The organism is Halomonas aestuarii (assembly GCF_001886615.1).
GTDB lineage: Bacteria > Pseudomonadota > Gammaproteobacteria > Pseudomonadales > Halomonadaceae > Halomonas > Halomonas aestuarii.
Map to the genome: position 1 here is coordinate 1,742,310 of NZ_CP018139.1, position 24,551 is coordinate 1,766,860.

Annotated in this window: 20 protein-coding genes; 10 read left to right on the forward strand and 10 right to left on the reverse strand. The window is 67.7% G+C overall.

The genetic code is table 11. The annotated features are described in order from the left end of the window. Positions 1-67: 67 nt before the first annotated feature. The 3 genes from yidC to rpmH all read right to left on the reverse strand — a co-directional run bounded on the left by yidC (position 68) and on the right by rpmH (position 2,528). Entirely contained in the window at positions 68-1,759 is a 1,692-nt protein-coding gene (gene yidC / locus BOX17_RS07995) for a membrane protein insertase YidC (RefSeq protein ID WP_071943398.1), read from the reverse strand. Between the two features lie 207 nt (positions 1,760-1,966). Beyond that, positions 1,967-2,380, reverse strand: coding sequence for a ribonuclease P protein component (gene rnpA / locus BOX17_RS08000; RefSeq protein WP_071943400.1), 414 nt, complete (start codon positions 2,378-2,380; stop codon positions 1,967-1,969). 13 nt (positions 2,381-2,393) lie between these two features. After that, entirely contained in the window at positions 2,394-2,528 is a 135-nt protein-coding gene (gene rpmH, locus BOX17_RS08005; RefSeq protein WP_010626003.1) for a 50S ribosomal protein L34, read from the reverse strand. A 530-nt stretch (positions 2,529-3,058) separates the two neighbouring features. On the opposite strand from rpmH, the gene dnaA reads away from it, so the two are divergent. From dnaA to gyrB, 4 genes are all read left to right on the forward strand, one after another. Next, complete coding sequence (dnaA, locus tag BOX17_RS08010; protein ID WP_071943402.1) at positions 3,059-4,525, forward strand: chromosomal replication initiator protein DnaA; 1,467 nt, start codon at positions 3,059-3,061, stop codon at positions 4,523-4,525. Positions 4,526-4,586: 61 nt separating this feature from the next. Next, a complete protein-coding gene (gene dnaN / locus BOX17_RS08015) occupies positions 4,587-5,690 on the forward strand; it encodes a DNA polymerase III subunit beta (RefSeq protein ID WP_071943404.1) in 1,104 nt (367 codons plus the stop codon). 55 nt (positions 5,691-5,745) lie between these two features. Beyond that, positions 5,746-6,861 carry a DNA replication/repair protein RecF gene (recF, locus tag BOX17_RS08020; RefSeq protein WP_071943406.1) on the forward strand — a complete coding sequence of 372 codons (1,116 nt, stop codon included), beginning with the start codon at positions 5,746-5,748 and terminating at the stop codon, positions 6,859-6,861. Positions 6,862-6,872: 11 nt separating this feature from the next. Continuing rightward, positions 6,873-9,293 (forward strand): DNA topoisomerase (ATP-hydrolyzing) subunit B, encoded by a 2,421-nt coding sequence (gyrB, locus tag BOX17_RS08025; RefSeq protein ID WP_071943408.1) that lies wholly within the window; start codon positions 6,873-6,875, stop codon positions 9,291-9,293. 109 nt (positions 9,294-9,402) lie between these two features. On the opposite strand, the gene gmhB is transcribed toward gyrB, so the two are convergent. The 3 genes from gmhB to glyQ all read right to left on the reverse strand — a co-directional run bounded on the left by gmhB (position 9,403) and on the right by glyQ (position 13,239). Then, on the reverse strand, positions 9,403-9,972 hold the full coding sequence (gene gmhB, locus BOX17_RS08030) for a D-glycero-beta-D-manno-heptose 1,7-bisphosphate 7-phosphatase (protein WP_071943410.1): 570 nt from the start codon (positions 9,970-9,972) through the stop codon (positions 9,403-9,405). Between the two features lie 238 nt (positions 9,973-10,210). Further along, positions 10,211-12,277, reverse strand: a complete 2,067-nt coding sequence (glyS, locus tag BOX17_RS08035) for a glycine--tRNA ligase subunit beta (protein ID WP_071943412.1) — start codon at positions 12,275-12,277, stop codon at positions 10,211-10,213. Continuing rightward, positions 12,277-13,239 (reverse strand): glycine--tRNA ligase subunit alpha, encoded by a 963-nt coding sequence (gene glyQ, locus BOX17_RS08040; RefSeq protein WP_071943414.1) that lies wholly within the window; start codon positions 13,237-13,239, stop codon positions 12,277-12,279. The genes glyS and glyQ overlap by 1 nt, the downstream gene beginning before the upstream one ends. Before the next feature lie 94 nt (positions 13,240-13,333). On the opposite strand from glyQ, the gene rfaD reads away from it, so the two are divergent. Both rfaD and waaF read left to right on the forward strand, forming a co-directional pair. Further along, positions 13,334-14,290: an ADP-glyceromanno-heptose 6-epimerase gene (gene rfaD / locus BOX17_RS08045; protein WP_071943416.1), complete on the forward strand. Its 957-nt coding sequence runs from the start codon at positions 13,334-13,336 to the stop codon at positions 14,288-14,290. Beyond that, a complete protein-coding gene (gene waaF / locus BOX17_RS08050; RefSeq protein WP_071943418.1) occupies positions 14,283-15,323 on the forward strand; it encodes a lipopolysaccharide heptosyltransferase II in 1,041 nt (346 codons plus the stop codon). Before rfaD ends, waaF begins: the two co-directional genes overlap by 8 nt. Here waaF and BOX17_RS08055 read toward each other — a convergent pair. From BOX17_RS08055 to BOX17_RS08065, 3 genes are read right to left on the reverse strand one after another with little or no spacing between them, the layout of a single operon-like run. Next, positions 15,320-16,996, reverse strand: coding sequence for a sulfatase-like hydrolase/transferase (locus BOX17_RS08055; RefSeq protein ID WP_071943420.1), 1,677 nt, complete (start codon positions 16,994-16,996; stop codon positions 15,320-15,322). The genes waaF and BOX17_RS08055 overlap by 4 nt on opposite strands. After that, positions 16,989-17,762, reverse strand: a complete 774-nt coding sequence (locus BOX17_RS08060; protein WP_071943422.1) for a glycosyltransferase family 2 protein — start codon at positions 17,760-17,762, stop codon at positions 16,989-16,991. Before BOX17_RS08060 ends, BOX17_RS08055 begins: the two co-directional genes overlap by 8 nt. Next, complete coding sequence (locus tag BOX17_RS08065) at positions 17,759-18,853, reverse strand: glycosyltransferase family 9 protein (protein ID WP_244272273.1); 1,095 nt, start codon at positions 18,851-18,853, stop codon at positions 17,759-17,761. The genes BOX17_RS08060 and BOX17_RS08065 overlap by 4 nt, the downstream gene beginning before the upstream one ends. 41 nt (positions 18,854-18,894) lie before the next feature. Here BOX17_RS08065 and BOX17_RS08070 point away from each other — a divergent pair, with 41 nt between their 5' ends. Further along, positions 18,895-20,025 carry a glycosyltransferase family 4 protein gene (locus tag BOX17_RS08070; protein ID WP_244272275.1) on the forward strand — a complete coding sequence of 377 codons (1,131 nt, stop codon included), beginning with the start codon at positions 18,895-18,897 and terminating at the stop codon, positions 20,023-20,025. On the opposite strand, the gene BOX17_RS08075 is transcribed toward BOX17_RS08070, so the two are convergent. Beyond that, complete coding sequence (locus BOX17_RS08075) at positions 20,004-20,732, reverse strand: 3-deoxy-D-manno-octulosonic acid kinase (protein ID WP_071943426.1); 729 nt, start codon at positions 20,730-20,732, stop codon at positions 20,004-20,006. The genes BOX17_RS08070 and BOX17_RS08075 overlap by 22 nt on opposite strands. Here BOX17_RS08075 and BOX17_RS08080 point away from each other — a divergent pair. The 3 genes from BOX17_RS08080 to waaA are packed head-to-tail and all read left to right on the forward strand — an operon-like array spanning position 20,731 to position 24,549. Next, on the forward strand, positions 20,731-21,828 hold the full coding sequence (locus BOX17_RS08080; RefSeq protein ID WP_071943428.1) for a glycosyltransferase family 9 protein: 1,098 nt from the start codon (positions 20,731-20,733) through the stop codon (positions 21,826-21,828). The genes BOX17_RS08075 and BOX17_RS08080 overlap by 2 nt on opposite strands. Next, complete coding sequence (gene hldE / locus BOX17_RS08085) at positions 21,818-23,248, forward strand: bifunctional D-glycero-beta-D-manno-heptose-7-phosphate kinase/D-glycero-beta-D-manno-heptose 1-phosphate adenylyltransferase HldE (RefSeq protein WP_071943430.1); 1,431 nt, start codon at positions 21,818-21,820, stop codon at positions 23,246-23,248. Before BOX17_RS08080 ends, hldE begins: the two co-directional genes overlap by 11 nt. Further along, the gene (waaA, locus tag BOX17_RS08090; protein ID WP_071943432.1) at positions 23,248-24,549 is read left to right on the forward strand and encodes a lipid IV(A) 3-deoxy-D-manno-octulosonic acid transferase; all 1,302 of its coding nucleotides are present in this window, start codon (positions 23,248-23,250) and stop codon (positions 24,547-24,549) included. Before hldE ends, waaA begins: the two co-directional genes overlap by 1 nt. Positions 24,550-24,551: the final 2 nt, after the last annotated feature.

Genomic DNA, 24,551 nt, shown 5'->3' on the forward strand with positions numbered 1-24,551 from the left:
AACACTAGCCCCCCAAACGCCAGACCCCCGCCGGGGCGGGGGTCTGTAGGCTCGGGAAGGGACCCGGCTACTTGGTCTTCATGCCCTTGCCGATACTCGGATCGGCCTCGATCCTGCGGGTGATGGTGTACTGCTGAATGATGGAGATGCAGTTGTTGACCACCCAGTAGATGACCAGGCCCGCCGGGAACCACAGGAAGAAGAAGGTGAAGACGATCGGCAGCATCTTCATGATCTTCGCCTGCATGGGGTCCGGAGGGGTCGGGTTGAGCATCTGCTGGACGAACATCGAGGCGCCCATCAGGATCGGCAGGATGAAGTACGGATCCTTCACCGACAGGTCCTGGATCCAGAACATGAAGGGCGCGTGGCGCAGCTCGACGGACTCCAGCAGCATCCAGTACAGGGCGATGAACACCGGCATCTGCACGAGGATCGGCAGGCAGCCTCCCAGAGGATTGATCTTCTCCTTCTGGTAGAACTTCATCATCTCCTGGGACATCTTCTGGCGGTCGTCGCCGAACTGCTCCTTGAGACGCTGCATTTCCGGGCCCAGCTTGCGCATGCGGGCCATGGACTTGTAGGCCTTGGCGGAGAGGGGCCACAGGGCCGCCTTCACCAGCATGGTCAGCAGGACGATGGACCAGCCCCAGTTGCCGATCAGGTCATGGATATGGTCGAGCAGCCAGAACAGCGGGTTGGCGATGAACCACAGCCAGCCGAAGTCCACTGTCAGCTCCAGGTTGGGTGCCACGGCCTCCAGTCGATCCTGGACCTTGGGGCCCATGTAGAGGGTCGCGGCCAGGGTCGCCTCGCCGTTGCCGGCCACGTTGCTGGTCGGGCCCGCGAAGGCGGCCACGTTGCGCCCCCGGCTATCGGTGGTGGCGTAGAAGAGGTTCTGCTGGTTCTGGGCCGGCACCCAGGCCGAGGTGAAGTAGTGCTGGATCATGGCGACCCAGCCGCCCTCGACGTCGCGGTTGTTGAAGGCGCCTTCCTGGATCTCCTCGAAGTCCACCTTCAGGTAGCGGTCCTCCGGGGTGGAGTAGGCGGCCCCCAGGTAGGAGCGCATGCCCATCTTCGGCCCGCTCGAGGGGTCGCTGCTGTTGTCCCGGGCCAGCTGGCCGATGAAGCGGGCCGTGACCGGCTCCTCGGTGTTGTTGGCCAGGAAGTACTCCACGTCGACCGCGTAGCTGTCCCGCTCGAAGGTGAGGCGCTTGATCACCTCCACCCCGTTGACCTCGGCGGTCATGTCGACCTCGAGCCGGTCGTCGTTCTCGCCCAGCCGGTAGTCGGTCGCCTCCGGGGTAAAGGTGATGCGACCCTCGTGGCCCTCGAGCTGGAGGCCCGAGCGTGCCACATAGCTGCGGGTCTCGCTGTCGGAGAGCAGCACGTAGGGGCGTTCGGAATCGAGGCTGAAGCGATGATCCGGCAGCGCCGCATAGACGATGTCACCGCCCTGAGGGTCGATGCGCACATCCAGCACGTCGGTCACCACGGCCACCAGGTCTCGGCTGCCCGTCGGGGCGTCGGCCTCACCGGGGATCCCGCCGGTCATGTCGTCCGCCGACGAGGCGGTGGCGGGGACCGAGAGGTCATCGCCGCCGGAGGCGGCCTGGCGGTTGCCGTCCGGGGCGCTGCTGGTCACGGCGGGAGCTTGCGGCTCAGGGGATACCTGTCCGTAGTCCTGATTCCACTGGACCATCAAGAGGTAGGCGAGTACCGCCAGGGGAATCAGCAGGAGTAGTCGTTTTACGTCCATGAGGAGTCTGCCCGATGGGTAGTGAACATTCCGATGGCGCAACGCAGGTCGCACGCCCGAGATACACGAAAGCCTGCCGTTGGCAGGCTGGATAACGCACACAGGCCGGTGGCATCCGACGCGTCGGCGTGAAGGGTCGCGGCGAGATGGGCGGTGCTCATGCTCATGCAGGCTCCGGGATACGCTGGCGCTCAGGGGGGCCGGTCATCATTCGCGGTGCGCGGCTGCGCTCCGCTTGCCGTGCATGTCCGACTCGCGGGTGGACTTGCCCACCTCGCGCTCAAGGCGACGCCACATCCCCTGGAGCTGGCGATGCACGGTGTCGTTGTCCAGTTCATGGACTCCCCGTCTTGCCAGTACCACGATATCCACGGCGGGAAGCTGGTGCTGTCGGAGCCGGATGGAGTCACGCACGAGGCGCTTGAGGCGATTGCGGTCGACGGCCCTGCGCACATTCTTCTTGCTGAAGATCAGGCCGAGACGCGGGTGGCCGAGCGCATTGGGCGAGGCCAGAGCCATCAGCCCCTTGCCATGGACCTTGTATGCAGCCGTTTCGAAGACACGTCGATAGTCCCCGGCAGTCAGCAGTCTCAGCTGCCGGGGATAGCCCTGACTGGACACGCGAGGGCCGCTATCAGGCGCTCAGGCGCTTGCGGCCCTTGGCACGGCGACGGGCCAGCACGGCACGACCGTTCTTGGTGGCCATGCGCGCACGGAAACCATGCACGCGCTTGCGCTTGAGGACGCTCGGTTGAAAAGTACGTTTCATAACTGGCTATTCCCACGTGGTTTTCTGAATGACTTGATCACTCGTAGACATCCGGATGCCGCAATCGGACCCGGGGTATTCGATTCAAGACCGGAAATTGTAGTGATTTGCGCCCCGGGGTGCAATTCTTACGTGCGCTCCGGCCCTCTTTGCGCCGCCGGCAAGGCGCGTGATCCTGGAGGCCAATGCCTCGAGGTCGTCACGGTCGCTCCCTTCCTGTGGTCACTATTGGGGATGAAGATTGTGGGCAACTCTTATTAATTGTTTATTATCAATGTTCTGAAGGTTAAATCTTGCTGTGGAAAAGGTGGGGGCGATGCGGAAAAGGGCCGGGTTCCCGTGGTGGTGTCCCTTCCGTTGCCCGACGGGCTCACCGCTTCGGGTCCACGCCGATGCCTCTCGGGTCATGACCAAGCGACGACTGATCAGGACAGGTTTTCCACAGGGTGAGGCGGCGGGGTGGTCATGTGGATAACCCGGAGCCCGAACGATACAATAGGCGGTCGTTTTCAATGCAAAGGTGAGGTCGCGTGTCACTGGCTCTATGGCAACAATGTCTGGATACCCTGCAGGATGAACTGAATTCACAGCAGTTCAATACCTGGATCCGTCCGCTGCAGGCGGAGGAAGGGGAATCCAACCAGTTGCGCCTGCTGGCGCCGAACCGCTTCGTGCGCGACTGGGTCAGTGACAAGTACGCCAAGCGGATCAGTGAACTGATGCGCGAGCTCTCGCCGGCCAAGCCGCCCAAGGTGGTGCTGACGGTGGGCAGTCGACGCGCCGCAGCGCCGAATCCGCAGCCCCGTGAGCTGGGCAACCCTGTCTCGGCCACCAAGCGGGCGCCAGCGGCACCGGCCGTCCAAGTGCCGCCCAGGGGCGACGTCGGGGACGAGCGCGAGATCGACCAGCTGCGGGAGGAGGGGGCCGACCAGCGCCGTGGCGAGCGCCAGGTGCAGGTGGAGGGCAGCCTCAAGCACAACAGCGGCCTCAATCCCAACTTCACCTTCGAGACCTTCGTCGAGGGCAAGTCCAACCAGCTGGCGCGCGCCGCCTCCCGCCAGGTCTCCGAGAACCCAGGCGGGGCATACAACCCGCTGTTTCTCTATGGCGGCGTCGGCCTGGGTAAGACCCACCTGATGCATGCCGTAGGCAACGCCCTGGCGACCCGTCGCGAGAATGCCCGCGTCGTCTACCTTCACTCGGAGCGCTTCGTGGCCGACATGGTCAAGGCGCTGCAGCTCAACGCGATCAACGATTTCAAGCGCTTCTATCGCAGCGTCGATGCCCTGCTGATCGACGACATCCAGTTCTTTGCCGGCAAGGAGCGCTCCCAGGAGGAGTTCTTCCACACCTTCAATGCGCTGCTCGAAGGCGGCCAGCAGATGATCCTGACGTCCGACCGATATCCCAAGGAAATCAGTGGGGTAGAGGAGCGATTGAAGTCCCGTTTCGGCTGGGGGTTGACGGTGGCCATCGAGCCGCCGGAGCTGGAGACCCGGGTGGCCATCCTGATGAAGAAGGCCGACCAGGCCAAGGTGGACCTGCCTCATGATGCCGCCTTCTTCATCGCCCAGAAGATCCGCTCCAACGTGCGCGAGCTGGAGGGGGCGCTGAAGAAGGTGATCGCCGATTCCCACTTCATGGGCAAAACGATCACCCAGGACTTCATCCGCGAGTCGCTCAAGGACCTGCTGGCGCTGCAGGACAAGCAGGTCGGGGTGGACAATATCCAGCGCACCGTGGCCGAGTATTACAAGATCAAGCTGTCCGACCTGCTCTCCAAGCGCCGCTCGCGGTCGGTGGCCCGCCCCCGCCAGGTGGCCATGGCGCTGGCCAAGGAACTGACCAATCACAGCCTGCCGGAGATCGGGGACGCCTTCGGCGGCCGCGATCACACCACGGTGCTGCATGCCTGCCGCAAGGTGAAGTCGCTGCAGGAGGAGAGCGCGGATATCCGCGAGGACTACAAGAATCTGCTGAGGCTGTTGACCAGCTGAACGGAACACCAGCGGTCGGGACGCCGGCCTCAATCCCTCCAGGACAAGTAGTGGAGTCGACATGAAATTTTCCATCTCCCGAGAAGCGCTGCTGCGCCCGCTGACGCTGGTTGCCGGCGTGGTGGAGCGTCGCCAGACCTTGCCGGTACTCTCCAACGTGCTGATCCAGGTCGATCAGGATCAGGTATCGCTCACCGGCACCGATCTCGAGGTCGAGCTGATCGGGCGCACCGCGGCCAGCCTGGTGGAGGAGCCGGGGTCCGCCACGGTGCCCGCTCGCAAGCTGATGGATATCTGCAAGTCCCTGCCGGACCAGTCGGAGATCCAGCTGTCCCTCGAAGAGGGGAGGGCCGTTCTCCGTAGTGGTCGGTCACGCTTCACCCTTTCGACCCTGCCGGTGGCGGAATTCCCTAACATCGAGGATGACCAGGGCAACGTGGAGCTCAGCCTGCCCCGGGGCACGCTCAAGCACCTGATCGACGCGACCTCCTTCGCCATGGCCCAGCAGGACGTGCGCTACTACCTCAACGGCATGCTGCTGGAGATGGGGACCAACCTGGTGCGCACGGTGGCCACCGACGGCCACCGCCTGGCCGTCTGCTCACGCTCCGCCGACATCCAGGTGGAGCCCTCCCAGAAGCTGATCGTGCCTCGCAAGGGGGTCATGGAGCTTGTCCGCCTGCTCGACGACGGTGACGAGCCCGTGAGCCTGACCCTCGGCGCCACCCACGTCCGTGCCCACACCGGTGACTTCACCTTCACCTCCAAGCTGGTGGACGGCAAGTTCCCCGACTACGAGCGGGTCGTGCCGCGCGGGGGCGACAAGGTCTTCATTGCCGACCGTGCGGAGCTCCGCCAGGTACTGTCGCGGACGGCCATCCTCTCCAACGAGAAGTACCGTGGCGTGCGCCTGAACCTCGAGGAGGGCAACCTGCGGGTGATGGCCAACAACCCCGAGCAGGAGGAGGCCGAGGAGAACGTGGCCATCGAATACAGTGGACCGGCCATGGAGATCGGCTTCAACGTCGGTTACCTCGTGGATGTGCTCAGCGTCCTTGACGAGGATCGGGTGCAGATGACCCTGGCCGATCCCAACAGCAGCGCGCTGATGGAAGAACCCGGTGGTGGCGACGCCATGTACGTCGTCATGCCCATGCGCCTCTGAGACACCGTCTGGCGGCACCCGAGAGGTGCCGCCGTGACGCTGTAGAACCTTCCTGATGTCTCTCGATCGCCTCACCTTCCACGGCCTGCGCAACCTGCAGGCCGTTGAGCTCGCGCCGGGGCCGCGTATCAATCTCCTGACCGGTGCCAATGGCAGTGGCAAGACCAGCCTGCTCGAGGGCATTCACGTCCTCGGGATGGGGCGCTCCTTTCGCGCGCGCCAGCTGCGTCATGCCATCGCCCACGACGCCGACGCCATGACGCTGCACGCTCGGCTCGTCGGCGAGCCGCCCGTGACCATCGGCGTGCGTCGTCATCGCGAGGGCGGTGAGCTGGAGATGCGCCTGTCCGGGGAGCGCCTCGATCGTGTCTCGCGTCTGGTGCAATGCCTCCCCCTGCAGCTGATCAACCCCGACGCCTTCCGCCTGCTGGAGGGGCCGCCGGCCGGCCGTCGCGAGTTCATGGACTGGGGCGTGTTTCACGTGAAACACGATTTCCTCGATGCCTGGCGACGCTTCCGGCGCGCGCTGAAACATCGGAATGCGCTTCTCAGGCATGGTAGAATATCAGATGCTTCTCTGGATGCCTGGGAACAGGAGCTGGTGCTCTGGGGAGGGCACCTGGACGGCATGCGGCGGGAATGGATCGACAGCTTCCTGCCCGTGTTCGAGGACACCCTGGGGGAATTGATCTCGCTTCCCGGGTTGGCCCTGCGCTACTCGCGAGGCTGGGACCGCAAGCGCGAGCTGGGCGAGGTCCTTCGCCAGGCGCGCGACACCGACCACCAGATGGGCTTTACCCAGCAGGGACCCCAGCGCGCCGAGCTGGGTATCCGTCTCGGCAAGCGGCCGGCGGTGGAGGTGCTCTCCCGCGGCCAGCAGAAGCTGGTAGTGAGCGCCCTGAAGCTGGCGCAGGGGCGCCTTCTCGAACAGCTGACCGGCCGGGCCTGCATCTACCTGATCGATGACCTGCCTGCCGAGCTGGACAGCGAGCATCGGCGTGTGTTCTGCAGGTGGCTGGAACGCATGCAATGCCAGGTATTCATCACCAGCGTCGACCCCGATGCCCTGGCGGGCCTCTGGCAGGCGGACACCCGGGTGGCGATGTTTCACGTGGAACATTCCGAATCAGGCCAGGGGCAGGTGCTGCCAATGGACAGACAGACTTCATGACGGAGTAGTCAATGAGCGAACAGGCTTACGACTCATCGAGCATCAAGGTCCTCAAGGGCCTGGATGCCGTACGCAAGCGGCCGGGGATGTACATCGGCGATACCGATGACGGAACAGGCCTGCACCACATGGTGTTCGAGCTGGTGGACAACTCCATCGATGAAGCCCTGGCCGGACACTGCAGCGAGATCCGGGTGATTATTCACCCCGATGAGTCGATCACCGTCACCGACAATGGCCGGGGCGTGCCCACCGATATTCATGAAGGAGAGGGGGTATCGGCGGCCGAGGTGATCATGACGGTGCTCCACGCCGGCGGCAAGTTCGATGACAACTCCTACAAGGTGTCCGGTGGCCTGCACGGTGTGGGGGTCTCGGTGGTCAACGCGCTGTCCGAGGAGCTCAAGCTGACCATCTGGAGAGCCGGCCAGGTGTTCGAGCAGCTCTACCATCATGGCGTGCCGGATTCCCCGCTCGCGGTGGTCGGCAAGACGGAGCAGAGTGGTACCCGCGTTCACTTCCGGCCTTCCTCCGAGACCTTCCACAACATCGAATTCCACTACGATATTCTCGCCAAGCGATTGAGAGAGCTTTCCTTTCTCAATTCCGGCGTGGCTATCCGCCTGATGGATGAGCGCAGCGGCAAGGAGGAACTGTTCCACTACGAGGGCGGCCTCAAGGCCTTCGTGAACCACCTGAACACCAACAAGACGGTGCTCAACCCGGTGTTCCACTTCAATGCCGAGCGTGAGGATGGCGTCGGCGTGGAAGTGGCGATGCAGTGGAACGATACCTTCGCCGAGAACATCTTCTGCTACACCAACAACATCCCGCAGCGGGATGGTGGCACCCACCTGGCGGGCTTCCGCGCCGCGCTCACCCGCTCGCTGAACCACTACATCGAGGCCGAGGGCCTGCTCAAGAAGGCCAAGGTCAACACCTCCGGCGACGATGCCCGCGAGGGGCTGACCGCGATCATCTCGGTCAAGGTGCCGGACCCCAAGTTCTCGGCCCAGACCAAGGACAAGCTGGTCTCCTCTGAGGTCAAGACGGCGGTGGAGCAGGAGATGGGGCGCCTGTTCTCGGAGTACCTGATCGAGAAGCCCAATGAGGCCAAGGCCATCGTCAACAAGATGCTTGACGCGGCTCGGGCCCGCGAGGCCGCACGCAAGGCGCGTGACATGACTCGCCGGAAGGGGGCCCTCGACATCGCCGGCCTTCCGGGCAAGCTCGCCGACTGTCAGGAGAAGGATCCGAGCCTCTCCGAGCTGTTCCTGGTCGAGGGTGACTCGGCCGGCGGCAGCGCCAAGCAGGGGCGAGACCGTCGTACCCAGGCCATCCTGCCGCTGAAGGGCAAGATCCTCAACGTGGAGAAGGCGCGCTTCGACAAGATGCTGTCGTCCGCCGAGGTCGGCACCCTGATCACGGCCCTGGGCTGCGGCATCGGTCGGGAGGAGTTCAACCCCGACAAGCTGCGCTATCACTCGATCATCATCATGACCGATGCGGACGTGGACGGGTCGCACATTCGCACGCTGCTGTTGACCTTCTTCTTCCGCCAGATGTCCCAGCTCATCGAGCGGGGGAACGTCTTCATCGCCCAGCCGCCGCTCTACAAGATCAAGCGCGGCAAGCAGGAGCTCTACCTGAAGGACGAGCAGGCGATGATCGACTATCTGACGACGACGGCGCTCGACGGGGCTCGGCTGCATGTCAATGCCGATGCCCCCGGCATCGCCGGGGCCCAGCTCGAGGATCTCGTCAACCAGTATCGCGACGTGATGAAGCGCATCGACCGCCTGTCACGGGTCTATCCCGATGTGGTGTTGCGCAAGATCGTTCATGCCGCCCATCTCGATGGCGAGCAGAGCCTGAGCGATCGGGTCACCATGCAGAACTGGATCGACTACCTACAGAAGGAGATGGATGCCCTGGTCTCCTACGAGGGCGGGCCGCGCTACACCTTCCGCCTCGAGCAGGATGGCGAGCGTGGCTTCTTCCTGCCGGCGGTGTCGCTTACCGCCCATGGCGTCACCACCGACTATGTCTGGGGTGTCGAGTTCTTCACCAGTGCCGATTACCGGGCCATGGCAAGTCTGGGGGAAACCCTGGATGGCCTGCTGGAGGAGGGGGGCTACGTGGCCCGTGGCGAGCGAAAGCGGACCGTGGCTAGCTTCTATGATGCCCTGGCATGGCTGATGGCGGAGGCCCAGCGCGGCCTCTCCATCCAGCGCTACAAGGGGCTGGGCGAGATGAACCCGGATCAGCTCTGGGAGACCACCATGGATCCCGAGACGCGCCGCATGCTGAGGGTCACCATCGAGGATGCGGTGGCGGCCGACATGATGTTCAATACGCTGATGGGCGACGAGGTGGAGCCGCGGCGTGACTTCATCGAGCGCAACGCCCTTGTGGCGAACCTGGACATCTGACATCGCCCGGATGTTCCACGTGGAACACCGACAGCAAACGACGAGGCCGGCTACTTGAAAGCCGGCCTCGTCGCGTTTGGGGGATGCGTCCAGCCGCCTCCTGCATCCATCACCGACCAGGGACTTGCTCCGTGGACAGCAGCCAGTCCACGAAGGTGGCCAGGTCATCGAAGACCCTGGCCTGGTCCAGGCCCTCTCCCTTTTCCTCCGTGCGATGCCCCTTGCCGGTCCTGACCAGAACCGGATGGCATCCCATGGGTTGGCCGGCCTGAAGGTCCCGCAGGCTGTCGCCGACCATCCAGCTGCCGGCCAGGGTCTCCAGGCCCAGGGCCTGCCGGATCTGCTCTAGAAGCCCCGTCAGCGGCTTGCGGCAGTCACAGCCGTCATTCGGACCGTGGGGGCAGTAGGCGATATGGGCGATCTCGCCGCCGGCCTGTTGCACCAGGTGGCGGAGTCGGCGATGCATGGCGTCCAGCACCGCCTCACTGTAGTAGCCGCGGGCGATGCCGGACTGGTTGGTGGCGACGGCCACGGTCCATCCCGCGCGGCTCAGCCTGGCGATGGCCTCGATGGCGCCCGGGTAGGGCACCCATTCGTCCAGGGACTTCACGTACGCATCGGAGTCATGGTTGATGACCCCGTCACGGTCGAGAATGACGAGCTTTGAGGGTTGCGGCATCGGTCGGACCCGTTGGTCAGCAGAAGGGGAGGGCTGGCAGGAGTGTTTCACGTGGAACATCGCCTGCCAAGGGGGCGGTGATCCCAGCGTGGACTGTGGGATATGAACGTGGCCTGACATCGAGCGCGACGCCCGGGATGTTCCACGTGAAACATCCCGGACATGAAACGGGCATGAAAAAGGCCGACGATCGCTCGTCGGCCTCGTTCACGTCTCTTCGAGGGCGAAGGTCTCGCTACTACTGCTGTAGCAGGGCGATGTCCGCCACCTCGAGGAAAAGAGCCTGCAGACCAGCCAGCAGCGCCAGCCGGTTGCGACGCACGGCCGGATCCTCGGCCATGACCATCACCTGGTCGAAGAAGTGGTCCACCGGCTCGCGAAGGGTCGCCAGGGCATCCAGGGCCTGGCTGTAGCGCGCCTCGGCGAACAGCGGCATCACCCGGTCACGGCACGCTTCTATTGCCTCGTAGAGCGCCTTCTCGGCGGGCTCCTGCAACCGGTCCGCATCCACCCGGATGTCGACGTCGTGCGCCTGCTTGGCGAGGATGTTGGAGACACGCTTGTTGGCGGCGGCCAGGGCAGCGGCTTCTTCCCGGCGAGCGAACCCCTGTACGGCACGCAGCCGGCGGGCGAAGTCGAGCGGCTCGGTCACCGGCCGGGCGCGCACGGCGAGGTAGACCTCGGTGCCGATCCCCTCGTCACGTGCCCAGGCGCGGAAGCGATCGAGCATGTAGGTCAGGACCTCATCGACCAGCCCCTCGGCATAGGGAAGCTCCTGATGCTGGGCGGCGGCAAGCTCCAGCAGCTCACGGAGGTCGAGGTCCAGCTCCCCCTTGACCAGGATGTTGATCACGCCGATGGCCGCACGGCGCAGGGCGAAGGGATCCTTGGTGCCGCTGGGGCGCTGGCCGATGCCGAAGATGCCGGCCAGGGTGTCGAGGCGGTCGGCGAGGGCCAGCGCCAGGCCGGTCCGGCTCTGCGGGATCGCATCGGTGGCGAAGCGGGGGAGGTACTGTTCCTCGAGGGCCTGGGCCACCTCGCCGGGCTCACCGTCGTTGGCGGCATAGTAGCGCCCCATGATGCCCTGGAGCTCGGGGAACTCGAGCACCATCTCGGTGACCAGGTCGCACTTGGCGAGCTCCGCGGCCCGCCGGGCGTCGTGCACGTCGCCATCGATCCTGCCGGCAATGAAGGCGGCCACGGCGGCGTTGCGGTGCGCCTTGTCGGCCAGGCTGCCCAGCTGCTTCTGGAACACCACGCCGGCCAGCTCCGGGGCACGGTCGCCCAGGGACCGCCTGCGGTCGGTGTCGTAGAAGAAGGCGGCGTCGGCCAGGCGAGGGCGGATCACCCGCTCGTTGCCCTGGATCACCTGCTCGGGATCGGCGCTGTCGATGTTGGAGATGGTGATGAACAGGGGCTTGAGTCGGCCCTCCTCATCCAGCAGGTGGAAGTACTTCTGGTTGGCCTTCATCGACGAGATCAGGCACTCGGGGGGCACCTCGAGGAAGCGCTCGTCGAAGCTGCCTGTCAGGGCCACCGGCCACTCCACCAGGCCGCTGACCTCGACGAGCAGGTCCTCGTCGATCACCGCATTGGCCTCCTGGACCTCGGCCTCGGCCAGCACCTGCTCGCGGATCCGCTCGCGGCGCTTGTCACGGTCGGCCAGCACCCAGGCGCCCTCCAGGGCCGCGAGGTAATCCTCGGCATGGGCCAGCTCGATGGGCTCGGGCGCATGGAAACGATGGCCGCGGGTGGTGCGACCGGCCTCAAGGCCCAGGGCGCCGGCCTCGACCACCTGGTTCCCGTAGAGCATCACCAGCCAGTGGACGGGGCGGGAGAACTCGACGCGCGAGGCCCCCCAGCGCATGTTCTTGGGCACCGGCAGGGCGCCGATGGCCTGCTCGACGATGCCGGGCAGCAGGGTGGTTGTGGCCTCTCCCTGCTGCTGCTCGCGATAGCCCAGCCAGGTGCCCTTGTCGGTCTCCAGGTGGATCAGCTGGTCGACGGCGACACCGCAGGAGCGCGCGAAGCCCTCTGCGGCCCGGGTCGGCTGGCCGTCCTTGAAGGCGGCGGCCAGGGCCGGGCCACGGCGCTCGACCTCGCGGTCGGGCTGCTTGTCGGCCAGTTCCCGGATCTGCACGGCCAGGCGACGGGGGGTGGCGTAGGCGAGCACCTCCCCGGCGTCGATGTCGGCCTCGGTCAGGCCACGGCGGATGCCCTCGGCCAGCGCGTCGGACAGCTCATCGATGGCGCCCGGCGGCAGTTCCTCGACACCCAGTTCGACCAGTAGGGTATTGGCAGCCATCAGACATCTCCCTGTTCGGCAAGCGGCTCGTCGGCCAGTAGTTCACGGCGCAGGGCCTCGGGAGCCAGCGGGAAGCCGGCGGCCTTGCGCGATTGGTAGTAGGCCTGGGCCACGTCACGGGCCATGGTGCGCACGCGCAGGATATAGCGCTGGCGTTCGGTGACCGAGATGGCGTGACGGGCATCCAGCAGGTTGAAGGTGTGGGACGCCTTGAGGACCTGCTCGTAGGCGGGCAGCGGCAGGCTGGCATCCAGCAGCTTGGTACACTCGCGCTCCTGGTGATCGAAGGAGGCGAAGAGGAAGTCGACGTCGGCATGCTCGAAGTTGTAGGCCGACTGTTCGCGCTCGTTCTGCAGGTAGACGTCGCCATAGGTCACCTTCGACCCGTCCGGTGCCACCGTCCATACCAGGTCATAGACGCTGTCTACGTCCTGCAGGTACATGGCGATGCGCTCGAGGCCGTAGGTCAGCTCGCCGGTGACCGGGTAGCACTCCAGGCCGCCGGCCTGCTGGAAGTAGGTGAACTGGGTCACCTCCATGCCGTTGAGCCAGACCTCCCAGCCGAGCCCCCAGGCGCCCAGGGTCGGGGACTCCCAGTTGTCCTCGACGAAACGGATATCATGGACCAGCGGGTCGAGCCCCAGGCGCTTCAGGGATCCCAGGTAGAGCTCCTGAAGCTCGGCGGGGGAGGGCTTCATCACCACCTGGAACTGGTAGTAGTGCTGCAGGCGGTTGGGGTTCTCGCCGTAGCGGCCATCGGTGGGGCGGCGGGAGGGCTGCACGTAGGCAGCGTTCCAGGTCTCGGGCCCGATGGAGCGCAGGAAGGTAGCGGTATGGAAGGTGCCGGCACCGACCTCCATGTCCAGGGGCTGGAGGATCACGCAGCCCTGTTCGGCCCAGTACTGCTGCAGGGCGAGGATCAGGCCCTGGAAGGTTGTCACGTCTGGCGTCGACTGTGTCATTGGAAGCACCGTTGGCCATGAATTCACGAGCCGTCAAGTATACAATCACAGGCACATCGGTTATAGGCGCAGGCCCGGAGACGAGAGGATTCCCATGATCGTAGTAACAGGCGGGGCCGGCTTCATCGGCTCGAATCTGGTCAAGGCGCTCAATGCCCGTGGCCGCGAAGATGTCCTGGTGGTCGATGACCTCAGCGACGGCACCAAGTTCGTCAATCTCGCCGACTGCACGCTGGGCGACTACCTGGACAAGGATGACTTCCTGGCCCGGGTGAAGGCGGCGATGGCCGGTGAGGCGTCGGACCTGCCCCCCATCGAGGCGATCTTCCACGAGGGGGCCTGCTCGGACACCACCGAGTGGGACGGTCGCTTCATGCTGGAGAACAACTTCGAGTACTCCAAGGTGCTGCTGCACTTCTGCCAGCGCGAGGGCATTCCCTTCATCTATGCCTCCTCGGCGGCTACCTACGGCGGCAGCGAGGTGTTCTACGAGGCCCCGGAACACGAGAAGCCCCTCAACGTCTACGGCTACTCCAAGCTGCTGTTCGACCAGTACGTGCGGGCCCGCCACGACCAGTTCGACAGCCAGGTAGTGGGGTTCCGCTACTTCAACGTCTACGGCCCGCGGGAGCAGCACAAGGGCAAGATGGCCAGCGTCGCCTACCACAACCACACCCAGATCCGTGACGGCCACAACCTCCGCCTGTTCGGCGCCTGGGATGGCTACGAGGCCGGCATGCAGAGCCGCGACTTCGTCTACGTGGGGGACGTGGTGGACGTGAACCTGTGGTTCCTCGACCACCCCGAGGCCTCCGGCATCTTCAACCTGGGCACCGGCCGGGCCGAGCCCTTCAAGGCCATCGGCGAGGCGGTCATCGACCACTACGGTCGCGGCGAGATCGAGTACATCGACTTTCCCGACGAGCTCAAGGGGCGCTACCAGAGCTATACGCGCGCCGACATCTCCCGCCTGCGCGAGGCCGGCTACGATCGCGAGTTCCGCACCGTGGCAGAGGGGGTGAGCGCCTACCTGGAGTGGCTGAATGGCTGAAGCCGGACGGCAGGCCGTCGGGGAAGGGGAGCGCATCCTGGTGGTGGGCCCCTCCTGGGTCGGCGACATGGTCATGGCCCAGAGCCTGTTCAAAACGCTCAAGGCACGCCGGCCGGGCTGCCGCATCGGCGTCGTGGCGCCGACCTGGTCCCGGCCGATCCTCGAGCGCATGGAGGAGGTCGACGAGGTGGCGGGGCTCGAGGTGGGTCACGGCCAGTTCGGCCTGGCCAGCCGGCGGCAGCTGGCCCGCTCCCTGCGGGGGCGCTTCGACCGAGCCATCGTGCTGCCGCGTTCCTGGAAATCGGCCCTGGTGCCCTTCCTGGCGCGCATCCCCCGGCGGACCGGCTTCACCGGCGAGCAGCGCTACGGGCTGCTCAACGATCGCCGCGTCCTCGACAAGGCGACGCTGGACCAGACCGTCAAGCGCTTCGTCGCGCTGGGCCTGCCCCGGGAGGAGGCCGACGCCGGCGACTTCGCCCTTCCCCGTCCCGCCCTGCGCCTGGATATCGACAACCTCATCGAGCAGCGGATCGCGCTGGGGCTGTCGTCCCGCCCGGCCATCGGCATGATGCCGGGGGCCGAGTACGGCCCCGCCAAGCAGTGGCCCCTCGTGTATTTCCACGAGCTGGCCAGGGCCCTGGTGGGCGAGGGGTTCGAGGTCCGGGTGCTGGGCGGGCCCAAGGACGTCGACGCCGGCGAGGTGATCGTCGAGGGGTTGCCCCATGCCCACAACCTGTGCGGCAGGACCCGGCTGGCGGACGCCGTCGACCTGCTGGGCGACTGCCGGCAGGTAGTGACCAATGACTCCGGGTTGATGCACGTGGCCGCGGCGGTGGGGACCCGGATACAGGCCCTCTACGGCTCGTCGTCACCGGCCTACACGCCGCCCCTGACGAACCTGGCCGAGATCCACTATCTTGCCCTGGACTGCTCGCCCTGCTTCCAGCGCACCTGCCCGCTCGGCCACACCAACTGCCTGAAACAGCTCGCGCCCGAGCGGGTCCTTCAGGCGGTGCTGGCGACGACGGCCTAGGGCAGCTCATCGAGGGTCTCGACGGGCATCTCCCCGGGAGACTCGAGGATCTGCTCGACGACCGACTCGCCTGCAGCCAGGCCCTCCGGGGGCTGCGGGGGCTCCAGTCCCTTCCACAGGCGCTCCTGGAGGGCCGTCTCCTCCCTCAGGCGGGTGTTCAGGGTCTCCAGCCCGTGCGCTTCGACCAGCGTCGGCTCGCCCGAGAGCAGCGACACGCCGAGCCCGGCCCGGTGCCAGTCGATGACGAACCCCATGGCCTCGAGCATGGTGGGAAGCACATCCATGGTCGAGGCCTCTACCCTGACCCGGCGCGGCTCGATCTCCTCGCCCAGCAGCATGAAGGTGTTCTCCCGCCGTTCGGCGACCAGGCTCTCCCAGGCGGAGACGCGCATGGTGAGGTGGTCGCTGGCGACCACCACCAGGGTGTTGTCCAGGAGCCCCTCGTCCCGGAGTCGCTCCACCAGGCGGCGGACCAGCCAGGCGGAGCACTCGACCGAGTAGAGGATATCGGTGCCGTCGTACTCGCCCTGGCGCTCCCGGCAGGCGCGCGCCGGATAGCCGTGGGGGGCATGGCCGGAGATGCTGAGGTTGACCAGCCCCCAGGGCCCGCCTTGCCGCTCCAGCCGGCGAATCTCCTCGACCGTGAGGTCATAGAGGGTATCGTCGTACAGGCCCCAGCTGTTGACGTAGTCGGGCTCCTCGAGGCGCGGCTCCAGCTCCTCCCGCCCCATCACCCGGTCGAAGCCATGATCGCGGTAGAACACGCCCTTGCCGGCGAAGCTGGTGCTGGCCCCGCCCATGAAGGAGAGGGCGTAGCCCCGTTCGGCGAGCAGGTCCCCCAGGCAGTCAACGCCCGGCACGACCTTACCGAGCGGCTCGAACTGGCTGTCGTGAAGCAGGCCCGCCGGCATCAGCGGCGTGCCGCACTGGCTGGCGATCATGCCGGCCATGGTCCAGCCGGTGTTGTCGAGCTGGCGTACCCCCTCGAAGACCATGGCCTGCTCGCCCAGGGTCGCCAGGGGCGCATAGGCATCGCCGAAGCGCTCCCGGTCGGCGTAGGTGTGCTCGAGGCTCTCGAGATAGAGCAGCAGCAGGTTGGGCGGCGAGGCGGGGGCATCGAGGATGACCGGCGCCACGTACTGACGGTCCAGCCAGGCCCCGTCATCGGTGACGATGGCGGCACCCCGCTGCCCGAGGCCATAGAGCATGGGGTTGCCGGCCAGCAGCACCATGGCCAGCAGGCGCTCCGCGGGTCGCCAGCGATGGTCGACCCGCACCAGCCAGGTGAAGGCGACGAGCAGCAGGAGCATGGCCAGGGTATGGAGAAGGGCGGAGATGATCCGCTCGCCGCCCCCGTGTTCCGAGATGCCGGCCTGAAGATGGAAGAACACCGCCCCGAGGTCGACCTCCCCGAAGCTGGCGACCAGGTAGACATACAGGCCCCACAGGACCAGGGGAACGAGCGACCATGGCCAGACCCGTGCCACCGGCCGGGGGCGAGCGGGCGCCCCCCAGCGCTGCCAGCGTGCGAGGACCAGCCAGCCGACGGTGACAAGGGGCAGGGCCCAGGTGGGCAGTCGGGTCACCATGGCCAGGGCATAGCCCAGCCACAGCCCGATGACGAGCAGGGCCCACCAGCGGGGATGACGAAGTCGCACTGCCGCGTCAGGCATGGTCCGAGGAGGCGTTGGCCCGTTCGTTCTCGTGGAGTTCGTTCAACTTCGCATACTTCATGTAGGCATGGAATGCCGTCGTGATGGCCACCGTCATGCCATCCGTGCCCTGTAACAGGCCGCCCTTGAGGATCAGCTTCCTGATCATGGCGCTGGCGGCATGCAGGGTGGGGCGCCAGGGCGAGGGGCCCTTACCCCGCTCCTTCATGGCCCAGGCATCACGGCTCGAGAGCTGGTCGATGCGGGTGATCCAGTGGGACAGGTCCCGGTAGGTGAAGTGCCGGATGTGGCTGCCCGTGTCCACGGTGGCGGGGGCCTGCACGGAGGAGTGGGCCTTCTTCGGCAGGTAGCCGGACGTGGTCCGGTTGTAGAGCCGCGTGACCGGGTCGGGGTAGAAGCCGGCCGCCTTGATCCAGTGGTGCCCGGCAAAGTTCCGGCGGTTGAAGCGATACGCCTTGTCGGGGTCGTCCAGGGCGAGGGAGCGGATCGCGGCGACCGCGTCCTCGTCGAGCCGCTCGTCGGCGTCCAGGGCCAGGATCCAGTCGTGGCGTGCCCGGGGGACGGCGAAGGCCTTCTGGGGCCCGTCACCGAGATAGGGCTGGTGGATGACGGTGGCGCCCAGGGATTCGGCGATGGCCACGGTATCGTCCCGGCTGCCCGAGTCCACGACGATGACCTCGTCGCAGACCGGCCGCAGCGAGGCGATGCAGTCGGCGATGTTCTCCGCCTCGTCGAGGGTGATGATGATTCCGGTGATGGGCGTCATGGCGTCGTCTCGCGGGTCGGGAGGGGCGGCAGGCGCTCGGCGATCAGGCTCGCCGCGGCGTCCAGATCGATGCTCGACATGTCGCGCTCGCCCGCGCCCTCCGGGGGGCAGAAGGCGAGGCGATGGGCCGGCGCATTGCAGGTCTGCCAGCGCAGAGGGGTGGCGGAGCGGCGTGAGGGATAGAAGCCCGCCGTCGGCCGGTCCAGGGCGCCGGCGATGTGCAGCGGGCCGGTGGAGCCGGCGATGAACAGGTCGGCGGCCGAGAGGCTCAGGGCGAAGTCGTCGATGCCGCCACGGGCCGGCATCCGGTAGGCGGTGAGCGACGCCTCGGCCAGCCGGTCGCGGAGCCGGTCGGCCGCCGCTTCCTCCCCCGGCCCCGCGGTCAGCACCCAGCTCGGCCGGGTACCGGCGGCCAGGTGTGACTCGACGGCGCCCACCAGGCGCGCGTACTGGTCGAGGGAGAGGTTGACCGCCGAGCCGCCGCTGCCCGGGTGCAGGAAGACCCAGGGCGTCGAGGCCTCCAGGCCGAGCTCGTCGATCAGGCGCGCCCGCTGGGCGTCACGGGTGCCTGCCGGCAGCGGCCAGTAGGGCGGCTCGGGGGGAGCCGGCGGCGTGAGGGCGAGCTCGTCCAGCAGGGCCTCGGCCAGCTCCAGGTTGTAGCGGTATTCGGGTTTCTCGGAGCGCGACCTGCGCTGGGTCACCCGGCGGTTGTAGAATACCTGGGCCCACTTGGTGGCCGGCGCCAGGCGCAGCGGTATGCCGGCCCGCCATCCCAGCCAGCCGATGCGCGGGGTGGAGAAGAGGGTCAGCAGCGCGTCGAAGCGGCCCGCGCGCAGGTTGGTCAGCAAGGCGTGCCGTCCCTCGCGGCCGGCCGCCTCGCCCGGGTCGAGCAGCACCTCGTCGATCCACGGGCATTGCCTGGCCAGCGGCGCGGTATAGGCCGGCACCAGCACGCTCACATGGGGGGCCGGGTCGGCCGCCTTGAGGCAGGCCAGCGCCGGCCAGGCCAGCATGAAGTCGCCGAGCTTGTCATTGCGCACCACCAGCAGGCGAGGGCGGTCGCTGTCCCTGGCAGGGGAAAGTGTCATCATCCGGGCTCCCGGGCCCCGCAACCGCAATGAAGGAGACCTTCGTGTCCCGAAAGGTCATGCATATCTGCCTCTCGAACGGCTGGGGCGGACTGGAAATGTATCCGTCACGCATTATACCCGAGCTGAGGCGACAGGGGTGGGAGGCCCATGGCCTGGCCCTGGCCGGTTCCCGGGTGGCCGAGAGCCTCGAGGCGGCCGGCATCACGCCGTTGACCGTCGCCTCGCGAGGCCGGGCGCTGCTGGGGCTGGGTCGGTTGCTGGCCTACCTGAAGGCGAACGAGATCCGCGTGCTGCATTGCCACAAGTCCAGCGACCTGCGGCTGGGCGCCCTGCTGGTGACCCTGCGGCCGTCGCTGAGGCTCTTCTTCACCGACCACATGGGCGTCACCCGACCCAAGAAGGATCCCTATCACCGCTGGGCCTATGGCCGCGTCACCCGGGTGTTCTCCATCAGCGAGGCGACCCGCGCGCGCAACGTGGCGGCCTTCCCCCTGCCGGCGGAACGCATCCAGCGCCTCTACCTGGGCATCGACCCGGCGCCCTACGCCCCGCGCTTCTCCCACGACGAACGGGCCGCGATGCGCGAGGCCCTCGGCCTTTCCGAGGGCGCCGTGGCGATCGGCCTGGCGGGGCGACTGACCCCGGGCAAGGGGCAGCGAGGCTGGGTCGAGGCGCTGGCCTGGCTGGCCGAGCATCGGCCGGAACTGGCCTGGCACGGGGTGCTGGTCGGGGGGCTGAGCGCCGCCGAGGGCAGCAACGAGGCCTTCGTGGAGGAACTGCGCGCCCGGATCCACGCGCTGGGCCTGGAGGGCCGGATCGGCTTCGCCGGCTTCCGTCGCGACCTGCCGCGACTGTTCGAGGCGCTGGACATCGTCTGCGTGCCCTCACGCAACGAGGCCTTCGGGCTCACGGTGATCGAGGCCATGGCCGCCGGCAAGGCGGTGGTGGGCAGCGACAGCGGGGCCATTCCCGAACTGGTCGACGCCGAGACGGGACGCCTCGCCACGCCGGACGACCCGGCGGCCTGGGGCGAGGCCCTGGCCGAGCTGGCGGGCGACGAGGCGCTGAGGCGGCGGCTGGGGGAGGCGGCACGCCGGCGCGTGCAGGCGCACTTCACCCTGGAGCGCCATGTGGAAGGCCTGGTGGCAGTCTACGCCGACGCCCTGTCGTAACCGCGGCGGATGGCCGCCATGGCGCCGGCGGCGTCGAACTTCTCGAGCGAGCGCTGCAGGCGCGCGAGATTGGCCTCCTGCCACCGGCCGGGCCGCCTCAGTCGGCAGCGGTCCAGGTCGATCAGCCAGACCTCGCCCTTCGGGTCGACCAGCAGGTTGCGGGCGTTGAGGTCGACATGGTCGAGGCCGGCGTCATGGAAGCGGCGCACGGTGGCGCCGACCCGGTCGAGCAGGGCGTCATCGGCCTGCTGTCGCACGAGGAGATCGGCCAGGGCACGGGCGCCGGGAATCCGCACGGTGATCAGGGCCGCCTCGTAGGTGAGGCCATGGCGCGTCACCCCGGCCGCCACCGGGCGGGGCACCGGCAGGCCGCGGTCGTGCAGGTGGGCGGTCAGGCGACACTCGCGGAAGGCCCGGGTCCGTTCCAGGCCGGTCCAGAGGTAGCGGGCGTCGCTCGCCCGGGCGATCAGTCCCCCGCGGCGATAGGGGCGCAGGACCCACTCGGCGCCCTCACCGGCATCCAGGAAGAGGCTGGCGCCGCGGCCCGGGGCCTCGCCGGTGACCCGGCCGGCCTCACGCCAGCGGTCGGGCTCGAAGCAGTCAGGCGTGATGGGCGCAGCGGTTTGTGGCGGCCGGCCGGCGTCACATAAACTGTCCGCATCATATAGAATGCAAGTCTTTCCCGCTCGATACGTTGCCAACCGCATGAAGCATCCTCTGCCCGACCGGCCCCAGCACATCTGCGTACTGCGCCTCTCCGCCCTGGGTGATGTCTGTAACCTGGTGCCTACGGTGCGTGCCCTGCAGCGCCAGTGGCCCGAGGCGCGGATCACCTGGATCGTCGGCAAGGGCGAGCACAGTCTACTGGCGGGCCTCTCCGGGGTCGAGTTCGTCGTCTACGACAAGTCGACCGGGCTTGCCGGCATGCGGGCCCTGTGGCGCGAGCTTTCGGATACCCGATTCGACCTGCTGCTGCACATGCAGCAGGCCCTGCGCGCCAGCGTCCTCTCCCTCGGGCTCAAGGCCGACCTGCGAGTGGGCTACGACAAGGCCCGCGCCAAGGATGCCCAGCACTGGTTCACCCAGCGGCAGCTGGCGCCCCATCCGCACGCCCACGTGCTCGACTCCTACCTCGACTTCGCGCGCCTGCTGGGCGTCGAGGATCTCTCCCTGACCTGGGATCTGCCGGTGCCCGAGGCCGCCGTCGAGGAGGCGCGCGGCATCACCGGGGAGGCGCCCTACCTGCTGATCAGCCCCTGCGCCAACCCCCGGCTGCGCAACTTCCGCAACTGGTCCGCGGAGGGCTATGCGGCGGTGATCGAGCATGCCTGGCGCCAGCACGGCCTGACGACGGTGCTGACCGGCGGCGGCAGCACCCAGGAGCGCGAGCTCGGCGAGCGCATCCGGGCCCTCTGTCCCCCCGAGGTGGTCACCGACGTCATCGGCGACACCTCGCTCAAGGGGCTGCTGGCCCTGATCCGGGACGCCCGCGCGGTGATCGCCCCGGATTCGGGGCCGGTGCACATGGCCAATGCCCTGGGGGCCCCGGTGGTGGGGCTCTACGCCACGACCAATCCCGACCGGGCGGGCCCCTACCTGTGGCGGGCGTTCGTGGTCGACCGCTACCCGGACGCCGTGCGCACCTATCTGCACAAGTCACCCGCGGACCTTCCCTGGGGCCAGCGGGTCCGCCATCCCGATGCCATGTCGCTGATTCGTGCCGAGGACGTGATCGACCGCCTCGAGGCACTGCTGGCCCAATCCGAGTCCCCCATCGAGACGGAGTCCCCCGATGAAGCTTGACCTGACCGCCCTGGAGCACTCCCGCCTGCTGGTGGTGGGCGACGTGATGCTCGACCGCTACTGGCACGGGGGCACCTCGCGTATCTCGCCGGAGGCCCCAGTGCCGGTGGTCAGGGTCGACGAGTCCGAGGACCGCCCCGGTGGCGCCGCCAACGTGGCCCTCAACATCTCCTCCCTCGGGGCCCATGCCGCCCTGGCCGGCCTGGTGGGGGACGACGACAACGCTGACCGGCTGGTGTCCCGGCTCGAGGATGCCGGAGTGAACACTCGCTTCGCGCGTAGCCCCGGAATTCCCACCATCACCAAGCTGCGGGTGATGAGCCGCAACCAGCAGCTGATCCGTCTAGACTTCGAGGAGGGCCTCGGCGACGTCGATACCTCGGGGCTGCTGGCCCAGGTCGAGGCGGCCCTGCCCGACTGCGACCTGGTGATCCTGTCCGACTACGGCAAGGGGACCCTGAACCGGGTCGAGGAGCTGATCCAGCTGATCCGGGGTGCCGGCAAGCGGGTGCTGGTGGACCCCAAGGGCAGCGACTTCCGGCGGTACCGCGGGGCCAGCGTGATCACCCCCAACCTGGGCGAGTTCGAGGCGGTCATGGGCCACTGCCGGGACGACGCCGAGCTCGCCGCCCGCGGCGAGGCGATGCGCGCCGAGCTCGAGCTCGAGGCCCTGCTGATCACTCGCAGCGAGAAGGGCATGACGCTGATCCGCGAGGGTCATGATCCCCTGCACCTGCCCACCCGGGCCCGCGAGGTCTATGACGTCACCGGTGCCGGCGACACCGTGATCGGCGTGCTGGGCCTGGCCCTCGCCGCCGGGCACGGTTTCCCCGAGGCGATGACCCTGGCCAACCTGGCCGCCGGCCTGGTGGTGGCCAAGCCAGGCACCGCGACACTGTCCATCGCCGAGCTCTATACCGCCCTGCACGGCGACAAGCTGGCCGAGTTCGGGGTCATCGAGGAGGCCCCGCTGATCGAGGCGGTGCGCGCCGCCCAGGCCCGCGGTGAGCGGGTGGTGATGACCAACGGCTGCTTCGACATCCTGCATGCCGGCCATGTCGCCTACCTGGAGCAGGCCCGCCGTCTCGGCGACCGCCTGGTGGTGGCCGTCAACGACGACGCCTCCATCGGCCGCCTCAAGGGCCCCAAGCGCCCCATCAACCCCCTGGTGCGGCGCATGCAGGTGCTGGCTGGCCTGGGCGCCGTCGACTGGGTGGTGCCCTTCGGCGAGAACACCCCCCAGCGCCTGATCGAGGCCGTGCTGCCCGACGTGCTGGTCAAGGGCGGTGACTACCGGCCCGAGGATATCGCCGGCGGCGAGGCCGTGCGCCAGGCGGGGGGCGAGGTGAAGGTGCTGGGCTTCGAGGACGGCGTCTCCACGACTGCGATGATCTCCACCATCCTCGACCGCGAGACCTGATGGCGGTCTCGCCCCCCTGGGCCCGCCGAGCCTATTCGGCGGCCCTCTATCTCCTTGCCCCGCTGGTCTGGTCGAGGGTCTGGCGCGAGCAGCTCCCCGGACGCGATCGCCGTGAGCGGCTGGGCCTCATCCCTCGCTCCCGCGAGGAGGAGCGGGTCATCTGGCTGCACTGCGCCTCGGTGGGCGAGGTGCAGGCCGCCCGGCCGCTGATCGCGGCGCTCGTTGAACGCTGGCCTGGCCATCGCCTGGTCGTCACCACCATGACCGCCACCGGGGCCCAGCGGGTGCTGGCGTTGTCAAAGACCCCAGGTGAAGAAAGGACTGCAGGCGAAGTGAGCCATCACTTCGTGCCGCTGGATTTCCCCGGCGCCGCGCGCCGCTTCGTCACCCGCCTGCGCCCGGCCCTGGCGATCTTCTTCGAGACCGAGCTGTGGCCCAACCTGCTGGCCGCCTGCGACCGGGCCGAGGTGCCGGTGGGGGTGGTCAACGGCCGGCTCTCGCCCCGGGCCTTCCGGGGGTACCGCCGCCTGGGTCCCCTGATGAAGGATGCCCTGGGGCATGTGACCTGGCTGGCGGCCAAGTCCCCGGACGATGCCCGGCGGTTCCATGACCTGGGCATGCCCGCCGAACGGAGCGAGGTGGTGGGGAGCCTGAAGTTCGACCTCGCCGTCAACGACGAGGCCCGGGCGGTGAGTGAGCGCATGCGTGACCGGCTGGGGCGACGGCCCGTCTGGGTGGCCGGCTCCACCCACCCGGGCGAGGATGAGCGGCTGCTGGACGCCCATGCGCGCCTGAGACGGAGCCTGCCCGAGGCCCTGCTGGTGCTGGTGCCGCGCCATCCCCGGCGCTTCGAGGCCGTGGCGGAGCTGTGCCGCCAGGCGGGCCTCGCCGTGGCTCGCCGTTCCCGCGACGAGTGGCCTCGGGACGCGACCGCCGTCTACCTCGGGGACACCATGGGCGAGCTGCTGGCGCTCTATGGCGCGGCGGACCTGGCCTTCGTGGGTGGCAGCCTGGTGCCCATCGGCGGCCATAACCTGCTGGAGCCAGCGGCGATGGGCGTGCCGGTGCTCACCGGCCCGGAGCTGGCCAACTTCAGCGACGTGGCCGAGGTGATGCGCGAGGCAGGCGCCCTGACGGAGGTGGCCGATGCCGAGGCGCTGGCCGACACCCTGGTGCGACTCTTCGATGACGCGCCGGCGCGTCGGCGTCTGGCCGAGGCCGGACGCGCCGTGGTGACCGCCAACCGGGGGGCCCTCGAGCGGACCCTGGCGGGCCTGGAGAGGCTCCTGAAGCCGGAGTGAAA

Excerpts from the sequence above, each read along its gene's own strand:
- yidC (WP_071943398.1), bottom strand. The coding sequence starts at position 1,759 with ATGGACGTAAAACGACTACTCCTGCTGATTCCCCTGGCGGTACTCGCC.
- rfaD (WP_071943416.1), top strand. The coding sequence starts at position 13,334 with ATGATCGTAGTAACAGGCGGGGCCGGCTTCATCGGCTCGAATCTGGTC.
- BOX17_RS08060 (WP_071943422.1), bottom strand. The coding sequence starts at position 17,762 with ATGACGCCCATCACCGGAATCATCATCACCCTCGACGAGGCGGAGAAC.
- rpmH (WP_010626003.1), bottom strand. The coding sequence starts at position 2,528 with ATGAAACGTACTTTTCAACCGAGCGTCCTCAAGCGCAAGCGCGTGCAT.
- hldE (WP_071943430.1), top strand. The coding sequence starts at position 21,818 with ATGAAGCTTGACCTGACCGCCCTGGAGCACTCCCGCCTGCTGGTGGTG.
- BOX17_RS08080 (WP_071943428.1), top strand. The coding sequence starts at position 20,731 with ATGAAGCATCCTCTGCCCGACCGGCCCCAGCACATCTGCGTACTGCGC.
- gmhB (WP_071943410.1), bottom strand. The coding sequence starts at position 9,972 with ATGCCGCAACCCTCAAAGCTCGTCATTCTCGACCGTGACGGGGTCATC.
- BOX17_RS08065 (WP_244272273.1), bottom strand. The coding sequence starts at position 18,853 with ATGATGACACTTTCCCCTGCCAGGGACAGCGACCGCCCTCGCCTGCTG.
- BOX17_RS08055 (WP_071943420.1), bottom strand. The coding sequence starts at position 16,996 with ATGCCTGACGCGGCAGTGCGACTTCGTCATCCCCGCTGGTGGGCCCTG.
- BOX17_RS08075 (WP_071943426.1), bottom strand. The coding sequence starts at position 20,732 with ATGCGGTTGGCAACGTATCGAGCGGGAAAGACTTGCATTCTATATGAT.
- glyQ (WP_071943414.1), bottom strand. The coding sequence starts at position 13,239 with ATGACACAGTCGACGCCAGACGTGACAACCTTCCAGGGCCTGATCCTC.
- recF (WP_071943406.1), top strand. The coding sequence starts at position 5,746 with ATGTCTCTCGATCGCCTCACCTTCCACGGCCTGCGCAACCTGCAGGCC.
- glyS (WP_071943412.1), bottom strand. The coding sequence starts at position 12,277 with ATGGCTGCCAATACCCTACTGGTCGAACTGGGTGTCGAGGAACTGCCG.
- waaA (WP_071943432.1), top strand. The coding sequence starts at position 23,248 with ATGGCGGTCTCGCCCCCCTGGGCCCGCCGAGCCTATTCGGCGGCCCTC.
- dnaN (WP_071943404.1), top strand. The coding sequence starts at position 4,587 with ATGAAATTTTCCATCTCCCGAGAAGCGCTGCTGCGCCCGCTGACGCTG.
- waaF (WP_071943418.1), top strand. The coding sequence starts at position 14,283 with ATGGCTGAAGCCGGACGGCAGGCCGTCGGGGAAGGGGAGCGCATCCTG.
- gyrB (WP_071943408.1), top strand. The coding sequence starts at position 6,873 with ATGAGCGAACAGGCTTACGACTCATCGAGCATCAAGGTCCTCAAGGGC.